The following is a 21,162-nucleotide window of genomic DNA, read 5'->3' as shown; positions in this document are numbered from 1 at the left end:
AAATCTGGGCTGGGACAACGGGACAAGCCCCGAGTCCCTGGTCAATTGCCAAAAAGAAGCGATAGAGTGGGTTTGGCAACTGAGATTGTGAGGTACCTAGCGTGACCACAGAACAAGAGACGATGCAAGACAATATCGCCACCGACGACTGGACGGGGGAAAATGATGTCGTGAACTATGCCCAGGAAATTGAGACGGTGATTTCTAGCTTGGCCCAAGACCAAAAAGCCATGGTGGGCCATGAGGATGATGCCTATGCCTGGAAGTTTAAGTATGGCAGTGTTGAAGTGTTCGTACAACTGACCGGGAAAACTGAAGAAGATACATTTACCGTCTGGTCCCCAGTGTTAAAACTTCCTGCCACCGATGAAGCGGGCTTAATGCGCAACTTATTACAAATGAACTGGGGGGGAACCTTCGAGTCCCGGTTTGCCATTGTGGATGATCAGGTGGTGGTGTTATCATCCCGGACCGTGGCTGACTTAAACCCGAGTGAAATTTCTCGGGCAATTACGGTGGTAGCCACCCTCGCCGACGATAACGATGAGGACTTGCAGGAGAAATACGGCGCCTCCTAAGTGACCTCATCAAACGGTTGCTGGCGGTTGATTCCCCTCCTGGATGCCCCAGGAGGGTTCCAAATGGCGGCAGATGCTTGGCTATTAGAGCAACATCGCCAGGGACTGACTCCCCCCAGCCTACGCTTCTATACCTGGTCTTCTCCCACTCTCTCCTTGGGCTATCATCAACGCCGCTATCCCCGTCATTGGCCCGAGATCACCTGGCAGGGACAGGCTATCCCCTGGGTGCGGCGGCCTACAGGGGGACGGGCCGTGTTGCATGATGGGGATTTAACCTATAGTCTGGTGTCTTCCGGCTGGCATGGTCGTCGAGAGGGGGTCTATCGTCAACTCTGTGGCTTTTTGCAGTTGGGATGGCAGGAATTGGGAGTCCCCTTAGGGTTTGGCGATCGCCCCCCCTCGGGCCACAATCCCAATTGTTTTGCGACGGCCACGGCGGCGGATTTGGTTACCCCAACCGGAGAGAAACTAATCGGCAGTGCCCAACTCTGGCGCAAGGAGACAGTTCTGCAACATGGCTCAATACGCCTATGCCCTAATCAGCATTTACAGGCCCAATTTTTTGGCCCCCAGGTTGAAGCACCCCATCTCCCGGAATCTCTCTCCCCTCGCCGCGTTGCAACGACCCTAACCCAAGCCGCCCAAGACTGGTTTGGGGTGACCTTTACCGTACAACCCTTCTCCCCCGAGGAAATGGCAGCGATTAACGCTAGGGCGACAGCTTGGAGAGTGGACCCTGAGCAATCATGGACTCGGGGCGAAGGACTAAGATAGAGACAACAAGGCACACTATAAGCGCGTACATCGTGACTCAGGAATTTCAGGTCTCCGTAACCCCCGTTGGCGTCGATGAGTATTTACTGCGCACCGAACGGGTCGAACCGGGTGTTCCTCTGGCGGAGGAACAAACGGTGTGGAACCTCGATCGCTGGATGCAGCAAGCCCAGCGGTTGATGAATGATCCGGTGTCAGGCCTGTTAACGCAACAAGAGACAGCCCCCTCGCCCATGTTGGCCAATTTGGCGGCCCTGGGGCAAGAGTTATACGATGCCCTATTTTGTGGGGATATGCGCGATAGCTGGATGATGGCCCAGGCGATCGCCCAAAATCACCAGCAACCTCTACGGCTGCGCCTTGGCCTCAAGGGCAATCGCTTACCCAGTTTGCCCTGGGAAGTTCTCCATGATGGAGATTATCCCCTGGCGACGGGAACCAATGTTCTCTTTTCCCGCTATCAGCCAGCCACCAATGGCCTAGCCCCTCCCACCATTGCCAAACCTTTAGAACCCCATCAACCGCTGCGAGTGTTAATGGCCATCGCCGCCCCAGGCGATCGCGCCAATTTGGAGTTAACCCGTGAAGCCGAAGAACTCGAAGCAGAGTTACGGCAACTGTACAGTCAGGGCCGGGTTCCCCAAGTCCCCACCCAGGTCGAAATTCTCCGGCAACCTGATCGCGCCCGACTCACCCAAGCCCTCGAACATGGCCATTATCATGTCTTTCACTACGCGGGCCATAGTAGTTCCGGGGCAACCGGGGGCAATGTCTACCTAGTCAATCAAACGACGGGGTTAACGGAAACCCTCAGCGGTGATGATTTAGCGGGCCTGCTGGCCAACAATGGCATTCAACTGGTGCTATTAAACTCCTGTAGGGGCGCTCATAGTCCCGGAGGACTGCAACAGGCAGGAGAACGACATCTGGCAGCGGCCTTAGTCAAGCGGGGGATTCCGGCGGTGTTGGCCATGGCCGAGCGCATTCCTGATGAGGTGGCCTTAACCCTAACCCGGCTGTTTTACCGGAATTTAACCCGTGGGGCGGTTCCCATTGACCTCAGTGTCAGTCGGGCCCGTCAGGGTTTGATTTCTGCCTATAGTTCCCATCAACTCTATTGGTCCCTGCCAATTCTCTATCTTCATCCTAAGTTTGATGGCTATCTCATCCAACGGACTGGGGAGGAAACTCGGGGTGCGGATGATCCCCCTTTGTGGTTGCGGCCCCCCGAGGCCTGGCCAGGAACTGGGGCGTCTCCCTCCCCTTTGGGTGATCGCCTCGATGATGACACCTTAGGGGAAATGGATGGTCTAGAGGGACGTGAGGCCGTCGCGGGGGGCGATCGCGGCTTAGGCACTCTAGAGGATATTGAGCCAGGAACGGCGGAGGATGCGGCGTTTGTGCAAGAAATGCTCGAAACTCTGGGTCAGGATCAAGACAATCCCACGCAACATCCGACTCAACAAACACCAGCCCCTCCCTCAACCCCATCTCAACAACCCGTTTCTGAATCCCCAGCTCGACCTAAAAACCCTGCCTCCGAAGAGACCTCGAAACGGCCAACTTATCCCTTACCGGTTGTCGCCGGTGTCGTGGCGGTGCTCGTCCTGGGATTCGGGGGCATGATTTGGGGATTGCGCGATCACGTCCCTGAGCCAGACCCCGCCACCCCTCCCCCTCTCTCAGAATTGCCTCAGAACGCAACAGACGACCCGCCTCTCCCCAATAATGAGCTAACGGCCATGGCCATTCAGGAACTCGGCGCGGGCAACATCGAGATGGGAACGCCCCTCGTTGCAGACCTATTGGCCGGTAATCGTAATGCTCTCAACAGTGCGGAGGCGGCCTTAGCCGTAGTTCCCACCCGCGATCTCGATCGCCCAGAAATCCTATTTCTTAAAGGTAGGCTCACCTGGCAGAGAATCCAAGTGGGGGATGATCTCTACAGCCTCGATGATAGCCGCCGTTTCTGGCAAGCCGCCGCTCAACAAGATCCCGACTCTCCTCTCTATTCCCTGGCTTTAGGCTTTGTCTTTTACGCCGAGGACAACCTGACAGCGGCGGTTAATCAGTTCGAGGGGGCGATCGCCCGCCTGGAGGCTAACAGTCCCCCCGATGAGGAAGCCCTCGGGGGCATGACTCCATCGAAATTAAGAACTCATGCCTATGCAGGGCTGGCCTTAACCTATGACCGTCAAGCCCAAGGACTCACCGGAAGCCGTCGCCAGGAGCGACAACAACAAGCTCAAGACCTACATACCCTGGTCTTACAGCAAGATCCTGAGGGCTTTCAAGCCAGTTACCTCGGCAGAAACTGGCTCTGGACTCCTGAGGCGATCGCCTCTTGGCAACAGTTAGGACAACCCTAATTCAATCTCCTAAATGTTGATAGGAAAACCGATGAAAATCGGTTTAACTCCGTTGGAAAAGCCGATTTAAGTAGTTTGATAAACACTTAAGTAAAATTTCGTAGGAAGTTTTTGTGGTTTTACTTAGGGAGTAAAAAAAACATAAAAAAACTGAATCGGAGGCATTTCTCCTGATTCAGTCTCGGTATAACTACGTGTAATTGAGGGACTTAGTCCACCCGTTCAAGTTGCCAAAGAATTTGGTTACCTTCCCGGCGAACCCTTGATACGACCCAGTTACGCCACACCCAATGGTCACCACGACTGGTGACAGCACTGGGGTTGATATCAATTAACGCAGCCAGTTCTGAGCTGCTGACGAGATAGGACTTTGCCGCAATTTCGTCGGCAATATGTAAACTTTCTACCAAATTGCGGAGTTCGTTAACACGAGAGTCGCCGGATAGAGTCTCTGAGAGTGCTTGACTTCCCAAATCTGTTGAAGATGTAATCGAGTCTGCCATTCCAAAAGTCATGAAAGGGATAAAACGGATCGCCTCTAATTGTAACGTTTCCCGTCCAACTTCGTAACTTAAACACCGAAAAGAAACATAACGTCGCAAAAATACCCCTCAGATGAGAGGGGTAAACAGAAACAAAAGCCAGCCGGGAGCAGTTTCAGACCCCTTGAGAGTCCCCGGAGGCTAAATAATTCGTGATTAGTGATTAACTCTTTAACGCCTCCAGAACCCGGTCATGGATAATGCCATTACTGACAATCACCCCCCGCGTGTCCCGCAATTTTACATCACGGCTAAAATCGAGGGTTTGACCATACATATCACTGACACGGCCCCCCGCTTCTTCGACAACAATTGCCCCCGCCGCGTGATCCCAGATATTCTCACGATAATCGGGGCGGTCGGCAGAGGGAAGCCGCAGATATAGGGCCGCATCTCCGGCCGCCACCACTCCATACTTAGCTTGGGAGTCCATATGTAGCGAGGGAGTCGTAATCCCCACGGCGTCTAAGAGTTTTTGCTGTTGTGCTGGGTTTCCGTGGCTGGCCTCAACACTTTCGACCACTCGCAGCGTACTCACCTCATCCACACCGCAGACGTGAATCGGCTTCAAATCCCCTTGGGTAATGGCCATCATCTCACTGCCTTGGCCGCGAACCGCGACAAACAGGGTTCCGGGGTCATCGGTGGTCAGACTCAGGGCCGGACAGACCATAACCCCGACTTTCACCTCTCCGTCTTCAATCAGGGCCAGGGCGATCGCATATTGATCCTGACGCAAAAAGCCTTTGGTTCCATCAATGGGGTCTAAGGTCCAAAAACGAGAGGCCACCTGACCATTTCCGAGATCGATCCAGTTGAGAATCTCCGCTTCGCCGGCCTTGGCTTCAATCTCCCGCACATAGGAAACCACCTTCTGGCGGGAGGTTTCATACTCGGGCGATCGCAGGGCCGTGGCGTCTTCTTCCCCGACAATGGGATCATTGGGAAACGCTTCCCCCAAGGCCTTACACACGAGGGCTTGGGCCCCATAATCGGCGACGGTTACCGGGCTTTTATCGGATTTCTCCATCGCCGAGGGAATATCCTGACGGACGCGCTGACAGAGTTTAGCGGCGGCAAGGGTGGCTTGCATCGCCACTTGTTTTTCCTGTTCGTAAGCCATAAATAAAGATAGAGGGTGTAGAGATTAGTGATCACGTGAATGATCATGTGAGACCATGGCCGAATCCCCATCCCCATCAGCCATAGAGATGAGCCACAAATTCGCCATAGCCATTGTAATGGAGGGTGGGAACCGTCTCCCATGAGAAGGACGGCCCCCGACTCACCAGGCGTTCTTGGGCTTGAGACCAGCGCGGATGGGGTTTATCAGGATTCACGTTGGCCACAAAGCCATATTCATTGGGGATGAGGCTATTCCAGTAGGTTGTGGGCTGTTCTTCAACAAAGTCAATTTTGACAATCGACTTGGCCCCCTTAAAGCCGTATTTCCAAGGAATCACCATACGAATCGGGGCACCATTTTGTTTGGGGAGAGTTTCCCCATAGGCCCCGGTGGCGAAAAAGGCCAGGTCATTGGCCATCTCCTCAACGGTTAAGCCCTCGGTATAGGGCCAAGGCAGGGAATTGGGTCGCCAACCCGGACCCGGAACCACTTCGGAATCATAGTAGGAGGTGAAGCGGACAAATTTGGCGTTGCTGAGGGGGTCCACGTCCTCTAAGAGTAACCGCATGGGAAAACCGGCCCAGGGAACCACCATTGACCAAGCCTCCACACAGCGAAAGCGATAAATGCGCTCTTCTATGGGAAACTTGCGTTTTAAGTCATCGAGATCGTAAGTTTGCGGGTTTTTGACCAGTCCCCCTACCTCGACCTTCCAGGAGTCTGTCGGGAGGGCCTGGGCCGCTTTCCAGATAGATTTGTTGCCCCCAAATTCATAGAAGTTATTGTATTCGGCCGTTAACCTACGGGAGGTGACAGCGCGATCGCCCAACTCGGCGGCGGTAAACTGAGGATTGCGAGATAAGGGCTTTAAGGATCTTGTCCCCGCCAGGGAATCGAGGTCTGAGTTCCCGGAACTACGACAGCCACTCAAGCCGAGGGTACTCACCCCCACTGAGGCGGCGATCGCACTCTTGAGAAAGCGGCGACGATGCCAAAAAACGTTCTCAGAGGTCACATGGGAGGCGGGAAGGGTCCAGGGTTTGGGGATATTAATAAACACGTTGGGGAGGGAACGGGGAACAGGGAATGGGGAACAGGCAGTAGGCAGTAGGCAATAGGGCCTTTCTCTTAACGCTTCAGGGCAGACTGCCTTAAAATTACGGAGGAACACTCGGAGAACACCTCAATGATACCCTTTGACATGACATTAGCCAGCGCCCTGGGTGAGCAGGTCAGCGACCTGTTAGAACCCATTGCCGCTCAGTTTCGTAGTTTGAATATCCCTGCCCCCATCACCCATTGGGGCCATCCTGTGATGATGGGGATTGTGGCTGTGGCCATGGGGAGTGCCACGGCGTTAACCGGCTGGAAAGGCCGCTTAGCTGAAGATAAAGAAGAGTCTCAGAAAAACCGCTCCATCCATAGTAAAATCTCCAAATTCATGGCGTTTTTCATGATGTTGGGCTATACCGGTGGGGTTCTCTCCCTGGTAATGCAACAGCAGCCGATTCTGGAAAGTCCCCACTTTTGGACTGGTTCCATGGTGGTGGCGTTACTGGTGTTGCAGAGTCTTACCTCCTTTAAGGGGTTTTGGGGAACCGCTAATTTACGCCTCGTTCACGCTTATATTGGCAGTAGCTTGATGGTCTTGTTGGTGGTTCACGCGATTCTTGGGATTCGCTTGGGCCTGTCGATTTAGTCCTGAAGGGTCGGGGGAGCGGCTATGCTAATCGTATTCCCCCTGATCTCGCGTTAACGTTTTGGGAGTCGAGTGCATCGAACCTCAAGTGTTATTCTCTGTTTGGCATATCTCCTCGGTGTCTCTCTGGCGAGAGTGCCGGGGATGGCTTATGTCTGGCTGCTGGCGGCGGGAGTTTTGGCCCTGGCGATGCCTCGTGTCTGGCGTAAAGGCCCCCGGGGTGGGGTTTGGTTTGTGGCCGGGGTGGTGGGATTTTTAGCTACGGTGTATCTGCAAGCGGTGATTCCTCAACCGGCGGCGGATGATGTGGCCCGATATGCTAATCGAGAGGTGACGGTTCGCGGACGGGTGGTGACTCAACCGACGCTGAACCGTAATGACCGACTGCGGTTTGTCTTGGCGGCTGATGACCTGCTGGAGGCTGAGTTGGATGGGGATGTGGCTGAGATATCCCGACCGGAACCTGTCTCTGGACAACTCTATGTGACGGTGTCCCCGGAGATGGCTGAGGGGATACATCCTGGCCGCCATCTGCGTTTGACGGGCTGGCTTTATGAACCCCAAGCGCCGCGAAATCCCACGGGATTCGACTTTCGGGAGTTTTTGGCGCGACAAGGCATTTTTGCAGGATTGCGGGCGGATATCGTCCATAGAGACCCAGCAATGGAGACATCTGACTGGGGTTGGTGGCGTTTGCGCGATCGCATTGTCAGAACCCATGAACAGGGCCTCGGGGTTCCCCAGGGGCCCTTGGTGAGTGCCATGGTTTTGGGGCGACAGGCGGTGAGTTTACCCCATGAGATTCGCGATCGCTTTATTGATGTGGGGTTGGCCCATGTCTTGGCAGCGTCGGGGTTTCATGTTTCTCTGATTTTGGGGGCGGTGTTGGGGATTGGCCGCCGCTGGGGCGATCGCCCGAAACTACTCCTGGGACTCCTAACGCTGTTGGTGTATGTGGGTTTGGTGGGCTTTCAACCGTCGGTGTTACGGGCGGCCCTGATGGGTGGGGCGAGTTTGTTGGGGTTGGCCTTGGAACGACGGGTAAATCCTCTGGGGGCGTTGTTGCTGGCGGCGGTGTTGTTACTGCTGCTGAACCCACTTTGGATTGAGGAGTTGGGCTTTCAGTTGAGTTTTTTAGCGACGTTGGGTTTGTTGGTGACGGTTCCGGCGTTGGTGAAACGTCTGGATTGGTGTCCGCCGAGATTGTCGCCCATGTTGGCGGTTCCGCTGGCGGCGATGATTTGGACGTTACCGTTGCAGTTGGGGGTGTTTGGACAAATGCCCACCTATAGTATTTTGGCCAATGTTTTGGCAACACCGTTTTTGGTGGTGGTGACGTTGGGAGGCTTTGTCAGTGCGATCGCCGCCCTGATTGTTCCAGAATTGGGGGCAATTTTAGCCTGGAGTTTGGGCTATCCGGTTCGGGGTTTATTGGGATTGGTGAGTTGGATTGGGCAACTTCCTCAGGGGGCGATCGTGGTTCAACCGTTGCAACTGTGGCAAGTTTTAGGGCTATATGCTTTGATGGCTGGGGTTTGGGGGTTGCATCATTTCCGCCCTCGTTATCGGATAGGCCTGTATGGGGTGGCTACAATGCTAGGGCTGTTGCTGCTGTTGCTTCCGGGAACGTTGGCTAAGGCGAATCTGTTGCGGGTGACGGTTTTGGCGACGAGGGGGGAACCGGCGATCGCCCTGCAACAGGGTTGGCAAACCAGTCTAATCTCGGGGGGCGATCCTCAGATTACCCGTTATGCGGTTTTACCCTTTCTGCAACAGGAGGGGGTGGGCCGTTTACAGGCGGCGATCGCCACCTCGTCGGTGGGGGAAGGCTGGGATCTCCTCTTAGATCGGGTGACTCCTCGCGAACTCTATCGTCTCTCGGATGTGGGATTGGCGGGGGCCGATGGGGGAACCTTCCTAGCCCCAGGAATGGAACTGACTCAGGAGGGAATACAGATTCAGAGTCAGTCCAACCGACCGCCCATTTTGTGCGTGCAGGCGGGCGATCGCACCTGGTTGATTCTAGGAAACCTCTCAGAGGATCAACAACAGATGTTGCTGCAACGCGATCGCCTCTGTTCGGCGGACTATCTGGTCTTTTTCGGCCGCGAACTGGACTTAGAGTTACTGACTCAAGTGCGTCCCAAGGTACTGATTATCCCCTCCCCGTTGAGTCCCACTCAACAGGCCCAGATGATCCAGTTGGGCCTTCAAGTTCTCAACCTAATGGAGGTGGGAGCGGTACAATGGACCCCTCAACGGGGGCTAGAGGGACTGTTGCCGACAACTCCCTCCCGACGAGATTTCTCTTAAGTCTCTTAGTTTTGAGATTCTTGATAGGGGGGAAAGTCAGTATAGCCTTGGGCATCAAAGGCATACCAACCGGACATATCATCGGCTGGGGTGGGGGGCCAACCCTGGGTAAACCGTTCGACTAAATCAGGATTGCTGATAAAGGGTCGCCCAAAGGAAATACAATCGGCATCTCCTCTGGCGATCGCGGCTTCAGCGGTTTCTTGATCGTAGCCACAGTTGCCCATCAATGGCCCCCGGAAGACAGCACGAAACTCCGCGAGGGTCATCGGTTCGCCCAAGTCATGAAAGCCAAAGTCTAAGCCATCGACTACTTGCAGATACGCTAAATGATAGGCGTTGAGTTGTTGGGCGACATAGAGAAATGTCTCTCGGTAATCGGGGGAGCCAACATCGTTAAAGTTGCCATTGGGGGAGAGTTTAACGCCGACTCGATTTCCGGGATAAACTGTCGTAACGGCCTCTAAAATCTCTTGTAAGAAACGATAGCGATTTTCTAGGCTGCCTCCATAGTTATCCTGGCGATGATTGGTTTTAGACTGTAAAAATTGGTCGATGAGATAGCCGTTGGCGGCATGAACTTCGACCCCATCAAATCCCGCTTGTTTAGCATACTCGGCGGCTTGACGATAGTCGGCTACAATTTGGGGAATGTCTTCCGTCTCTAGGGCGCGAGGGATTTCGTAGGCTTGCTTGCCGTTAGGGGTATGAATGCTATCTCCAGTAATGGCGATCGCCGAGGGGGCCACGGGTAAGCCTAACTCGGGGTGAAACTCACTATGGGAGGCGCGGCCACAATGCCAGAGTTGCAGGAAGATGGGGGTTCCCTGTTCGTGAACGGCATCGACGACCTGTTTCCAGGCTTGGGCCTGTTCCGCGCTATACATCCCTGGGGATTGTTGCCAACCGATGCCTTGACGGGAGATAACGGTGGCTTCGCTGAGGATTAACCCGGCTGAGGCTCGTTGCTGATAATATTCAGCCATGAGGGGGTTGGCCTTTCGCTCAACTCCAGCGCGCGATCGCGTCAACGATGCCATCACGACACGGTTTTTTAAGGGCAATCCGTTCAGATTTAATTCGGATAAAAGCTTGCTTGACATAGGTTTTAGGGTTCGAGAAAAATGGCTTAGTTTTGATTGACAATCAAGGCTTCAAATTGCTGAAGAGAAATCACCGTAATTCGCTCATCATGTTTAGCCATGTTTCGCATTGATTCTGTATTATAGCCCCAATCTGCTAAATAAAGTTTAACAGCATTTAAGTCTTCATGCTCAGCAACGGAGTAGAGAGTATTGAGTCTATCTTCGATAAAGATAATTTCAGAATATGGGGTTTCATTGAGCAGTCGGCTTAGAATTTCATGCTTCGGCAGTTTGACCTCTTTGCCAAACAACTGATTTCGCTGAAATTCAATCCCTTGTCCAGCCAAAAGTGCGCGAACAAAACGCCCCTCTTTCGTGGTAATAATAACCCAGGGAATCTCAGCAGTTTGCAAATGATGTAACTGCTCAATGACTCCCGGATAAAAGCGGTGCAGACTCAACCAGTTATCCACATTTTCGCGAATCCAGCGATCGCGAACCCCATCCACAGCATTGGCCAGTTCACTGGGGTTAAGCTGTTCATCTTCAACTACCGTCTGACAGACCTCTCGCCAATCCTCTAAAATCTGCTGTTCAGAATAGCCCAACAGGCGCGATCGCAGAACAACAGGCATTTCCCACCCCGTTTCCACCACTGGACGCAGGCGATAAAAACTGGTCGCGAGATCCTCCGGGGGGGTCGTTTGACTGGGGGACCAAACTTGACAGTAGGCTCGCCAGGCGGTTTGGAAATATTCAATCAGGCCATTGCAAAGAACACCGTCAAAGTCTAGAGCAAAAAGGGTTGATTTCATCGCGTCGTCGAGTAGGTTAAGCTAATTGGCTGGATTTTAGCACTCCGACTCCCCCATCGCGGCGATCCCGAGTCTATAGGCAAGAGGCAAGAGAAAAGACGTAGGGGCGTACCCTTGTGGTCGGTGAGCGATAGCCGAACCGTGGTCGCCCTCTTCTGGCAAGAGGCTTCTGAGTTGGGTACGCGAAGGGTTGCTGAGGCGATCGCCAGCCGAATCTCCATAAAAAAACAGGACAGTTGCGGGTTAATCGGAGACAATGGAAAATAGACCCGGACTCGCCAACCCGTCCCCGCGTGCACCATCATGATCTTCTGCCTCAATCCCAACTGCTCGCAACCCCGAAATACAGATGATGCCAGTCACTGTGTTACCTGTGGTTCCCGCCTCAAACTCCGGGGGCGGTATCGTCCAACCAAACCGCTAGCCAGGGGAGGATTTGGCCGAACCTATATTGCGGTGGATGAAGATCGTCTCAATACCTTCTGCGTAATCAAACAACTCCTGCCCCAGGATACTGGAACCGATGTCACCGAGGGCAGCTATGACAAAACGATTTCCCTGTTCTATCAAGAAGCCACCCAACTCTCCAAATTGGGAGAACATCCCCACATTCCTACCCTATTCGCCTTTTTTGAAGAAGAGGGACGGCTTTACCTGGTGCAGGAATATGTAGATGGCCAGACCCTTTGGCATGAGATGGAGCGTTTAGGAGCCTTCAGGGAAACGAAAATTCGGGAGATTTTAGTGCAACTGCTGCCGGTATTACGGTATGTGCATCAAAATAATGTCATCCATCGGGACATCACGCCGGTGAACATTCTGCGACGCAATCGGGATGGCAAGCTGATGTTAATTGACTTTGGCGTCTCGAAGCAGTTAACTAAAACCGCTCTAGCGGAACCTGGCACCAAGGTGGGAACCATGGGCTATGCTCCCCTAGAGCAGTTACGCAGTGGTCAGGCCTATCCGGCCAGTGATATTTATAGTCTTGGGGTAAGCTGCCTGCAACTGCTGACGAATACTCGCCCGGATGTCTTATTTGACCCGATGCAAGGTTGGCTTTGGCGGGAGAAGTTGGCCGAACACGAGATGACTGTGAGTCCTCGGTTGGGGGCAATCTTGGACAAAATGACGCAGGAGCGATTGAGCGATCGCTATCAATCGGTGGATGAAATTATCCGCGATTTTAAAACCCCCAACACTAAACCCCCCACCAACCGCCGTCAGACGAAAAAGCGCAAAACGGCCATGGCGCCCGGTTCTGACTATGCTCCCGTCTCTGCCCCCCAAACAAAGCCCACGAACGCCTCTCTCCCTCGGACGAACATTGAGCCTCCCTCCTCTGAGTCTTCTCGACGTTCCATGCCCCCCCTGCCACCGAAACCCCCATCCATGACGCCGGTTCCCTCAGGGCGCGTCTTTCCCACCTCTAGTAGTCGCTTTCAGGATGTGACCCCTATTTCTCACCGGCCGCCCCTGCCGAAAACGCGAGGCTGGCATTGTGCCTACACATTGCCGGCGTTGACCTCGTTGGTCAGTTGTGTGGCGATTCACGAACGATTATCGGTAAATAAACCCCTCTCCAATAATGCCCGTCAGCCTGCCTTACCCTGGATTGTCGGCGGTGGCTTAGATAATACGGTGTTTGTCTGGAATTTGCAGACTGGGCAACTGGAGTATGCCCTCGATCGCCATCGTCGTCCGGTGAATGCGGTGGCCATTAGTCCCGATGGTAAGGTTCTGGCCAGTGGGGGGGATGATGCCACGGTGAAGTTATGGAATTTACAGACGGGAGAACTCCTCGATAGTCTGGGAGGACATTTACGGGGGGTGACCTCCTTGGCGTTCTCAGGAGATGGCTCTTATTTAATTAGTGGCAGTAAGGATCGCACCCTTCAGATCTGGAAACCGGGTCAAAGTGAGAGTAGCGGCGTCTTACGAACCCCCTCGGGCAGTATTAAGGCGATCGCCCTCTCTCCCGATGGACAGTGGTTAGTCAGTGGCGGCTTGGACAATAAGATTTATGTCTGGAGTCTGAGCGATCGCCAGTTGGTGCATACCCTGACGGGCCACTTAGGATCGGTGTTATCGGTGGCAATTTCTGCTGATAATCAGTTTTTGGCCAGTGGCAGCAAGGATCGCACCATTAAGGTGTGGGATCTCCAGTCGGGGGCCGATGTTTGTACTTTGGCCAATCATCTTTGGGATGTGAATGATGTGGCGTTTGGTCTGCATCAGGATATGTTGGTGTCAGCCAGTAGTGACAAAACCATCAAAATTTGGAGTATTCGCGATCGCCGTGTCTCTGAGACCCTCTCGGGACATATGGGGGCCGTCCATGGAATTGCCGTCGCTCAACGGAGTCGGGCGATTGTCTCGGGGAGTTGGGATAAAACCATCAAAATTTGGTGCTGGCATCAATAAGTCGCTAACTTTCGTCAAATTCCGGAATTTGCTCCTATTCTGGAGAGAGAATGTCAAAGGTTTTTAGGTCAACGATTGTGTCTTCAAGCAAACCCACCATTCTCGTCACGGGCGGAGCTGGATATATTGGCTCCCATGCGGTTCTAGCTCTCAAGGCGGCGGGCTATGCCGTTATCATCCTCGATAATCTCGTCTATGGACATCGGGATTTAGTTGAGGAGGTGTTAGATGTTGAGTTTATTCTCGGGGATACCTGCGATCGCCCCCTCCTCGATGATCTCTTTGCCCATCACACCATTGCGGCGGTCATGCACTTTGCCGCCTATATCTTTGTGGGGGAGTCGGTAACAGATCCGGCGAAATACTACCACAACAATGTGGTGGGAACCTTAACCCTCCTCGAAGCGATGCAGGCGGCGGGGGTGCAGCATTTGGTCTTTTCCTCCACCTGTGCCACCTATGGGATTCCCCAGTTTATGCCCCTAACGGAAGACCATCCTCAGCTTCCTATCAATCCCTATGGCTTCAGCAAGTTGATGGTGGAACAAATTCTGGCAGACTTTGATACGGCCTATGGTCTCAAATCAGTCTGTTTCCGCTACTTTAATGCAGCCGGTGCAGACCCTCAAGCTCGACTGGGGGAAGATCATCATCCTGAAACGCACTTAATTCCCCTAGTGCTTCAGGCGGCGTTGGGCCGGCGTGAGTCGATCGCCATCTTCGGGACGGACTACGATACCCCCGACGGAACCTGTGTTCGCGACTACATCCATGTCTGTGACTTAGCACAGGCACATGTTTTGGGATTGGAATACTTAATGGGTGGCGGCAATTCTCAGGCGTTTAACCTGGGAAATGGCAATGGCTTTTCCGTTAAAGATGTGATTGATGTGGCGACTGAGGTAACCGGGCGCAAGATTCCCGTTAAGATTGCCGATCGCCGTGCGGGAGACTCCCCCATTTTAGTGGGGAGTAGTGATAAGGCTCGTCAAACGTTAGGTTGGACTCCCCAATATCCGGAGTTAGGGGATATTGTCCGTCATGCTTGGCAATGGCATCAGAAACGTCATGGTTAAACCTCATCTGAGTCAGTGTCCAGCTCAATTTGCGGTACGGAAAAGACGCGACCACAGAGAAATCCAGGATTTGACCGGGGTTGCGGGGCGGCGGGTTGGCAACATAGAGCCAGTTTCCGCATTCCGGGCATCAAATCGGCAACTTTGTTGAGAAGGTGATCTACGTGACCGCTGAGGACTTCAATCTCCTCACGACTGGGGGCAACGATGAAGAAGGTTGGCTCTCCTACGGGGCTGGGGGCAAAGCCAAATTGACAATCGGCGAGCTGTCGAGCCACCATGCCATCAAAGGCATCGCAGAAGTATCGTAGCAGGGTTCCGTGGAGGGTTTGGGTTAATGCCCGGTCGTTGGAACTGTAGGAACTGGGTTCAGAACGCATGGTGTGGGGTCCTCGGTTGGATGGATGGGGTCTTCCAGGGCGGTTTCATACAATGCCCAGACGACCGATCTAATGACCGACTATTGGTCTATACATCTAGTGTGCCCAAGAATACGGAAGATTTCCATGATTAGGATCTATGACTTGATGCGATCGTCAACAGTTCCCGCAGCGATCGCCGTCGCTTGGGGGTGCGATCGTGATCAACATTCATGTTGGAATTTTTCAACCAAAATAGTCATTCCAACTTAAGGGTTTACATTGGGGTAAACCCTTAAGTTTGAACATTTGTTTCACCAAAAGCGTCTTATGCCCTATGACTAAAACCAATCCAGCAACTACAGACCAGCAACTACAGACGACTAGACACCGGTGCAACAACACCGACATCGGAGGGAACCCGGCGGGAGCAATGTTGAGCCGTCTGTGCAAATTTATCAGCGGCGTCGAGGAAGATCGCTCCTCGCTGGATATAACCCTGACGCTTCTTAGGATCAGGTCGGCTTGAACCCGACAGAAACTGACGACTCGATTCGATTAAACAAAATAGATATAACTGACGGTCAAACAACTCCGGCGACATCTGGAACTGCTGTGAGTAAGCATCACGTATCACCTGATGCACCTCACTGCCGATGCCAAAGGGACGAATGAGGCGATCGAACTCCAGAGCGACAGGACGAGTATGACAGGCTTCCCAATCGATTAAGACTAACTCCCCATTGGAACTCACGCAGGCATTCGTTAACGACATATCGCCGAGGCCCTCTGCAAAGGGAACGGCCATATCCAATTCAGGAAGCGTATCCACCAGTTTGTAGAAACGTTGGGATTGGGCCGGATCTAGCTGGGCCATCACGGAACTGCGCAACGTCTCCTCAAGTAAGTCCCCAATGGTCTCCCCAAAAAGGCTGGAGAATGGCCGCCATTCTGGGGAGTCATACCAGGTCAGTAAGTTGGGCAGGAACAGATCGATCAGCAGTCGGCGATCCTCGGCATTGCGAGGCCCGAGCATACGCAAATCCAACCGTTCTTCGAGGAGATAGGACACCTCACCATATTCTCCCGCCGCAAATACCTGGGGAACCCGAATCTGCGTGCTATCCCCCAATTTTCGGCGTAGGGAGTCCCGGCCCTCTTGTTCCAAAATAAACCAGGGTTTTTGAGGATTCTCCCCGTCAGAGTTGCTCTTTTGGCGGACTTTCAGGGTGACATTGGGATAAAACAAACGAATGCCCTTACTCACATCGCGACCGAGGCGAATGGATGTGGCATGGGTTTCGATGGTGGGATGAGACTTTAGATAAGACTGTGTTGATGCGATGAGTCGTTGCACCCGTCCCCCCGGCTGAGAGAAACTCCGGAGCAATGACAGAAAATTCTGGCGGTTGGCAATTCGGTAATGTCCGGAGCTGAAGTCGATAAAGAAACGAGGCTCCGGGGACGCCAAGGGACAGAGCTTGGCTTCCAATTTAGGTAAAGCTGAGATTAAGACCTCATAATCTTCAAACTTGTAGGCAAACAATCTTCAGTTCCTCCCCGTGATGAGCTGAAAGCATCTCAGACAGAGCGTTTCAGTTGTTTTAGACACCAAAGTCTGCGTTGCGCCGGTCGCTGTTCGACCTTCTCTTGGTTCGCGCACGTTTAACCTTAACTTAACTAGACTTTAACGTTGCTCAAGTTGGGATGTCAACTCAGCTCTTTTGCGGGGGTGGAGGGTAATATACAAGTTAATACGGACAATCAAAACTCATGAAAATATCTTAGGACATTGCATTTAGAGTTTCTAGATGTCCTTGTTTATTTGTCTAATTGTTGATTGTTAAAAACTAAGTTGATGATTGGAACTGGGGGCCGCCGCCACCAAAACCTCCCTTAACAGGTTAAGAGTCCCCACCGGTGGCGATGGAGACTCTACTAGCGATGCTGAAGGGCAAAGCGAAGGTTAAACGCTGGTTAAGGTTTCAAGCGTTGATAGACTTTTTTAAGGCGGTTGATCCACTGACGACTGGGGGACGCTGGGGGCGGTGCGATCGCCGTAGGTTCAGGGATTTCCTCGCCGAGATAGCGGTAATGTTCCCAAATATCCCAATAGGGGCAACCGGGTTGAATCCGCACCCCAGCCCAATGGAGATATTGCAGGGGCTGTCCGGTTTTGGTGTCGATGAGGCGATCGCCCTCCCGTTGAAAATGAGGACTCCGGGCCCAGCTTCCGGGGGCTTTCCCGGGCTGGTTCACCAGGTTAAAGCGTCGCTGAATCCGTTTCAGGACAAGATAGTTAAAAATTGGCTGATCCGTGGTTTTTTGGGAAAAATCGAAGTAATCAGGATGCTCGGCACATTCGGCAAAGGTGTCATATAAATCCTCCACAGAAAATAAACCCTTCTTGGACGCCCACCAACCGCTGTTAAAGACATCGTGTAGCTCATTTTCTGTAAATACCCCATCGTCTAAGACTTTAGAGGTGAAGACATTTTCAGTCCCATTGGTATGCTGATAATCACAACATAAGAAATCGTAATCCTCAAGATAGCTTAGATTGTCGATGATTTTCTCGAAAACAACAATATCAACATCGATGTATAAAAACTCATCAAAGGGACCAAACCAACAGGCTTGTTTTCGTTGCTTATTGGGCGTATTAAAAAACCCCTTGCCGAAAATATCATGCAGTTTGAGGCAGAGGGTCTCAACAAAATCTAAATCCTCAAATAACTCAACCCCGAACGGCTGAGCTGCTTTGAACACCTCTTGATAGTTGGCATCAAATGGGATTAAAATAATCGGCGTTTCTGAATCATAATGGCGAAGGCTTTTGAGAAAGGCAATAGTCTGCTCAATCACCTTATCATTGGCAACAATATAAATCCCCCGGGTCATGATATCGTCCTCATTCTGGTTGTCGTACCTTAGTTTACTTGGACTTGATGCCAAGTTTCCGTAGGAGCCGTTGAGTCATCGTGGGGGGGGGATTTAGGGGTTTAGCCGTTCCGGTAAATTGGGGACGATTCTCCGGTTCATGGAGATAGCGATAATGCAAAAAGACATCTCGATAGGGACAGTCTAGGTTTTCTCCCTCACATAAGCGCCGAAACACGGAAGATGATACGCCAATATAATGCAGATAGGTGAGTCGTTTGCCTTTGTCATAGACCAGACCATCCTTCTCTTCAAAATGGGGAGACGTCACACAACAGCCGATTCGTTCCTCCGCTGAGAGGTGATGGGAGAAGTTATAAATGCGTCGCTGCGATCGCATGGCCAGATAGTTGAGGATGGTCTGGTCAGGGGCCCAGACATAGAGAACCTCTGCCTCTCCCGCCGCCAAGTGACCGAGCAAAGCCTCTAACTGCTCCGGGGAATAGAGGTTGCGATGGGTTCCATAAAATCCCGAACAAAAAATCTCATTATCGATGCGTTCTTGGGGAAACACCTTATACAGTTGAGGTGAATCTAGGGTATAAATATGGCTTGGATCTTTAAACTGATAGTCATACACAACCCAGTCATAGGTTGTCAGTTTCTCAAAGATGTAATCCAACGAATCGATTAGGAGCGCATCCGCATCGATATAGACAAAGCGATCAAAGGGCCCATCAAAGCCACAGAAACGCCGATGAGTCCCGGCCCGGTGTAACCCAGATTGAATGTTCCACTGTTGTGTTGCCGTGGGATGACGTTCCCAAACGGCTTGAGCAAAGGTATCCCAACGGTTGATGGACTCCTGGTCATCATAGAGTTGCACATTGGGACGATGAGCAATCTCTGCTCTCACCCGTTCCAAATTATCGTCGTAGGGAAAAATACAGACAGGAGTATCCTTCCCTTGATTAACCTCGATGCTGTTGAGCAAGGCAACGAGTTGGTCGTAGACATAATCGTTGGCTAGGGTACAAATTCCATCCATGATTGTTCAAAACCGTTAGGGAGGGGTCAGGGGGACAAATCCAGGGAGAGACCTCGCAGGAGGCGATATTACCATTCGGTACGATGATAACCCCTCTTTCTCGAAACTGTTGGGGACTTAGAGTGCTCTCGCGGTACTACCACAGGTCAGATTGTAGGTAGGAACTTTGTTTTTCCAACCAATCTTGTCCCAGTTGAATGGTGATGTCCGAATGGAGAACCCCAGTACTTTCAACGCGCACTTCCCCAAAGCCCAGGGAACGATTTAAATCTAAGGCGCTATTGCGATCGCCCCCCTGAGCGATAATGCGAGTTTCCCCTAGGGGTTGTTGCCAATCCTGGGCCAAATAGACGTTACGATACCCGGCATCCCAGAGTTTATCAATCAAGGCATCGACAGCCTGGGGTTCTTCAGTGCTGTCTTGAATGGCAATTCGTAAGTAGCGCGGATCAGCTCGCCAAGCTTGGGTAGGTTCTGAGGAACGGCCAAAATGCTCGGCCACCATGTGATCAATTTCAGCGTAATTGGGAATCCAGTAACTGAGATCCGTGGGCCCTTCCGGGTCCCGAAACTGTCCCGGAAGCAGAAGCATCTGGGCATTCTCACGACTGGTTTGACTGGCGAAGTTAAGCAGGGCCACTAACTCTTCGACACTGAGATTGGTATCGACGTATTCTTGAATGGTCGAGAGAATCCGAGGCAGACGTACCAGAGTCCGAGGATTGAGCGTTTGTTCAATCAGGGCCCGCAGTAACATCTGTTGCCGTTGAATGCGCCCAATATCCCCCATCCCATCATGACGGAAGGTCAAAAACTGAAGCGCCTCATTGCCTGTAAGATGTTGCTCTCCGGCCTTGAGGTCAATGTAGAGATGTTGGGTGTGATCGGTGTACTTCATGTCCTGAGGAACATTGACACGCACTCCCCCGAGAACATCAATGAGTTTTTCCACCCCTTGGATATTGACGCGCAGATAGCGATCGATGCCAACTCCGCCGAGGAGATCACTTACGGTGCGGGCGCTTAGGGCCGGGCCGCCATGGTGATTCGCCTCGTTGATTTTTTGGTCTCCATAGCCGTCAATCCAAGTCAGGGTATCTCGGGGTACGGAGAGCAAGGTGAGATTCTTATCTTGCGGTTCAAAGCGAACCAACATCATGCTGTCGGACAGGCCATCGAGGGAGTTGACGAGGGGATCATGTCCGGAACGTCGGAGGGGTTTGCCCACATCCGAATTGAGAACTTTCGTACCGAGAATCAAAATGTTCACCGGACGCGTCAGTTCGGGGATTCGCATATTGGAGATGGCTAAGTCTTCCTCACTGAAGATGCCACGATCTTCAGGACGAATCCGGCTTTGCATCAAGGGAGTGCTTGATAACGATACAGCGAGTAAGGCCCCGGCCGTTGCCGAAAGCATGGCCACTCCACTGAGTCCCAAGCCTAACCAAAGCCAACCCAAACCCGAATGTTTTAATCTCTTCCCTTGATGTTTGGGGGCGGGGGATGGGGATATACGCTCTTGACGATGCTGTGCTGACACGGAATTCCTCACACACAAGTAGGTTGGACGAGTCCTAACGGTTATCAACCGTGAGTTGATTACATATCTTAACGTTATGGTTCCAGATTTTGGCCGGATAACCAGCGCCTTTCGCTCAAATTGGCCGTTTTAAGGTTGGGTAACGGTTCTAGTTCATCACGAAGACCGAGGGTTAGGGTAGGCGATCGCTAATCTGACCAATTCCGGGTAACCATAAGGATTTTCCCTGGGACAAACGTACCATCAGCCCAAAACAGGTTAAAAAATACGTGGTTGTCCAGAGGCTACCGCCAATGAGAACCGGCAAAGACCCGAGTTCGCCATGGTTAGCGGCAGTGCCAAACAAAATGTAACCTGAAAGCCACAGGAACGCCAGGGTCATGGCTAAACGGCTAATGGCTTGTTCTTGAGCCGAGCCTTGATGACGATAGAGTCGCCACCAGGCGGGAAAAAAGCCGAAGACGGGGACGAGGGTGAAGTAAAAGGAGAGACGTTTCATGATGGGAAACACAGAGGATACAGCAATGG

At 52.5% G+C, this 21,162-nt stretch carries 18 protein-coding genes; 7 read left to right on the top strand and 11 right to left on the bottom strand.

Annotated features, from left to right (window positions below):
• Positions 1-122: 122 nt before the first annotated feature.
• The 3 genes from L855_RS00320 to L855_RS00310 are packed head-to-tail and all read left to right on the top strand — an operon-like array spanning position 123 to position 3,724.
• A complete protein-coding gene (locus L855_RS00320) occupies positions 123-578 on the top strand; it encodes a YbjN domain-containing protein (protein ID WP_159790877.1) in 456 nt (151 codons plus the stop codon).
• Complete coding sequence (locus L855_RS00315; RefSeq protein WP_246198662.1) at positions 579-1,355, top strand: lipoate--protein ligase family protein; 777 nt, start codon at positions 579-581, stop codon at positions 1,353-1,355. It begins immediately after the preceding gene.
• A 32-nt stretch (positions 1,356-1,387) separates the two neighbouring features.
• Complete coding sequence (locus L855_RS00310; RefSeq protein ID WP_219729833.1) at positions 1,388-3,724, top strand: CHAT domain-containing protein; 2,337 nt, start codon at positions 1,388-1,390, stop codon at positions 3,722-3,724.
• 209 nt (positions 3,725-3,933) lie between these two features.
• Here the strand turns inward: L855_RS00310 and L855_RS00305 are convergent, their stop codons facing one another.
• The 3 genes from L855_RS00305 to msrP all read right to left on the bottom strand — a co-directional run bounded on the left by L855_RS00305 (position 3,934) and on the right by msrP (position 6,452).
• Positions 3,934-4,239, bottom strand: a complete 306-nt coding sequence (locus L855_RS00305) for a hypothetical protein (protein WP_246198660.1) — start codon at positions 4,237-4,239, stop codon at positions 3,934-3,936.
• A gap of 190 nt (positions 4,240-4,429) precedes the next feature.
• Entirely contained in the window at positions 4,430-5,389 is a 960-nt protein-coding gene (locus L855_RS00300; protein ID WP_159783087.1) for a 3'(2'),5'-bisphosphate nucleotidase, read from the bottom strand.
• Between the two features lie 76 nt (positions 5,390-5,465).
• Complete coding sequence (gene msrP, locus L855_RS00295; protein ID WP_159783085.1) at positions 5,466-6,452, bottom strand: protein-methionine-sulfoxide reductase catalytic subunit MsrP; 987 nt, start codon at positions 6,450-6,452, stop codon at positions 5,466-5,468.
• A 126-nt stretch (positions 6,453-6,578) separates the two neighbouring features.
• Between msrP and L855_RS00290 the strand changes: the two genes are divergently transcribed.
• Entirely contained in the window at positions 6,579-7,091 is a 513-nt protein-coding gene (locus tag L855_RS00290; RefSeq protein ID WP_246198659.1) for a DUF4079 domain-containing protein, read from the top strand.
• A gap of 144 nt (positions 7,092-7,235) precedes the next feature.
• Positions 7,236-9,404: a ComEC/Rec2 family competence protein gene (locus L855_RS00285; RefSeq protein ID WP_159783083.1), complete on the top strand. Its 2,169-nt coding sequence runs from the start codon at positions 7,236-7,238 to the stop codon at positions 9,402-9,404.
• A gap of 5 nt (positions 9,405-9,409) precedes the next feature.
• On the opposite strand, the gene L855_RS00280 is transcribed toward L855_RS00285, so the two are convergent.
• Positions 9,410-10,507, bottom strand: coding sequence for an alkene reductase (locus L855_RS00280; RefSeq protein WP_159783081.1), 1,098 nt, complete (start codon positions 10,505-10,507; stop codon positions 9,410-9,412).
• A gap of 26 nt (positions 10,508-10,533) precedes the next feature.
• Positions 10,534-11,304: an HAD family hydrolase gene (locus L855_RS00275; RefSeq protein ID WP_159783079.1), complete on the bottom strand. Its 771-nt coding sequence runs from the start codon at positions 11,302-11,304 to the stop codon at positions 10,534-10,536.
• A 303-nt stretch (positions 11,305-11,607) separates the two neighbouring features.
• Here L855_RS00275 and L855_RS00270 point away from each other — a divergent pair, with 303 nt between their 5' ends.
• The gene (locus tag L855_RS00270; protein WP_159783077.1) at positions 11,608-13,728 is read left to right on the top strand and encodes a serine/threonine-protein kinase; all 2,121 of its coding nucleotides are present in this window, start codon (positions 11,608-11,610) and stop codon (positions 13,726-13,728) included.
• Positions 13,729-13,778: 50 nt separating this feature from the next.
• Positions 13,779-14,804: a UDP-glucose 4-epimerase GalE gene (galE, locus tag L855_RS00265; protein ID WP_425500536.1), complete on the top strand. Its 1,026-nt coding sequence runs from the start codon at positions 13,779-13,781 to the stop codon at positions 14,802-14,804.
• Here galE and L855_RS00260 read toward each other — a convergent pair.
• The 6 genes from L855_RS00260 to L855_RS00235 all read right to left on the bottom strand — a co-directional run bounded on the left by L855_RS00260 (position 14,801) and on the right by L855_RS00235 (position 21,133).
• Complete coding sequence (locus L855_RS00260; RefSeq protein WP_159783073.1) at positions 14,801-15,184, bottom strand: hypothetical protein; 384 nt, start codon at positions 15,182-15,184, stop codon at positions 14,801-14,803. The two genes, galE and L855_RS00260, sit on opposite strands and share 4 nt — an antisense overlap.
• Positions 15,185-15,536: 352 nt before the next feature.
• Positions 15,537-16,709: a protein kinase family protein gene (locus L855_RS00255; RefSeq protein WP_159783071.1), complete on the bottom strand. Its 1,173-nt coding sequence runs from the start codon at positions 16,707-16,709 to the stop codon at positions 15,537-15,539.
• A 431-nt stretch (positions 16,710-17,140) separates the two neighbouring features.
• Complete coding sequence (locus L855_RS00250) at positions 17,141-18,064, bottom strand: Npun_R2821/Npun_R2822 family protein (RefSeq protein ID WP_159783069.1); 924 nt, start codon at positions 18,062-18,064, stop codon at positions 17,141-17,143.
• A gap of 34 nt (positions 18,065-18,098) precedes the next feature.
• Positions 18,099-19,091 carry an Npun_R2821/Npun_R2822 family protein gene (locus L855_RS00245; protein WP_159783067.1) on the bottom strand — a complete coding sequence of 331 codons (993 nt, stop codon included), beginning with the start codon at positions 19,089-19,091 and terminating at the stop codon, positions 18,099-18,101.
• A gap of 136 nt (positions 19,092-19,227) precedes the next feature.
• Positions 19,228-20,511, bottom strand: a complete 1,284-nt coding sequence (locus tag L855_RS00240; protein ID WP_219729832.1) for an LCP family protein — start codon at positions 20,509-20,511, stop codon at positions 19,228-19,230.
• Between the two features lie 295 nt (positions 20,512-20,806).
• The gene (locus tag L855_RS00235; protein WP_159783065.1) at positions 20,807-21,133 is read right to left on the bottom strand and encodes a hypothetical protein; all 327 of its coding nucleotides are present in this window, start codon (positions 21,131-21,133) and stop codon (positions 20,807-20,809) included.
• Positions 21,134-21,162: the final 29 nt, after the last annotated feature.

Origin of the sequence: Sodalinema gerasimenkoae IPPAS B-353 (genome assembly GCF_009846485.1) — a bacterium.
GTDB classification, from domain to species: Bacteria; Cyanobacteriota; Cyanobacteriia; order Cyanobacteriales; family Geitlerinemataceae; genus Sodalinema; species Sodalinema gerasimenkoae.
The sequence above is the reverse complement of the archived record's forward strand: the minus strand, read 5'-3'. Positions and strand labels throughout refer to the sequence as shown.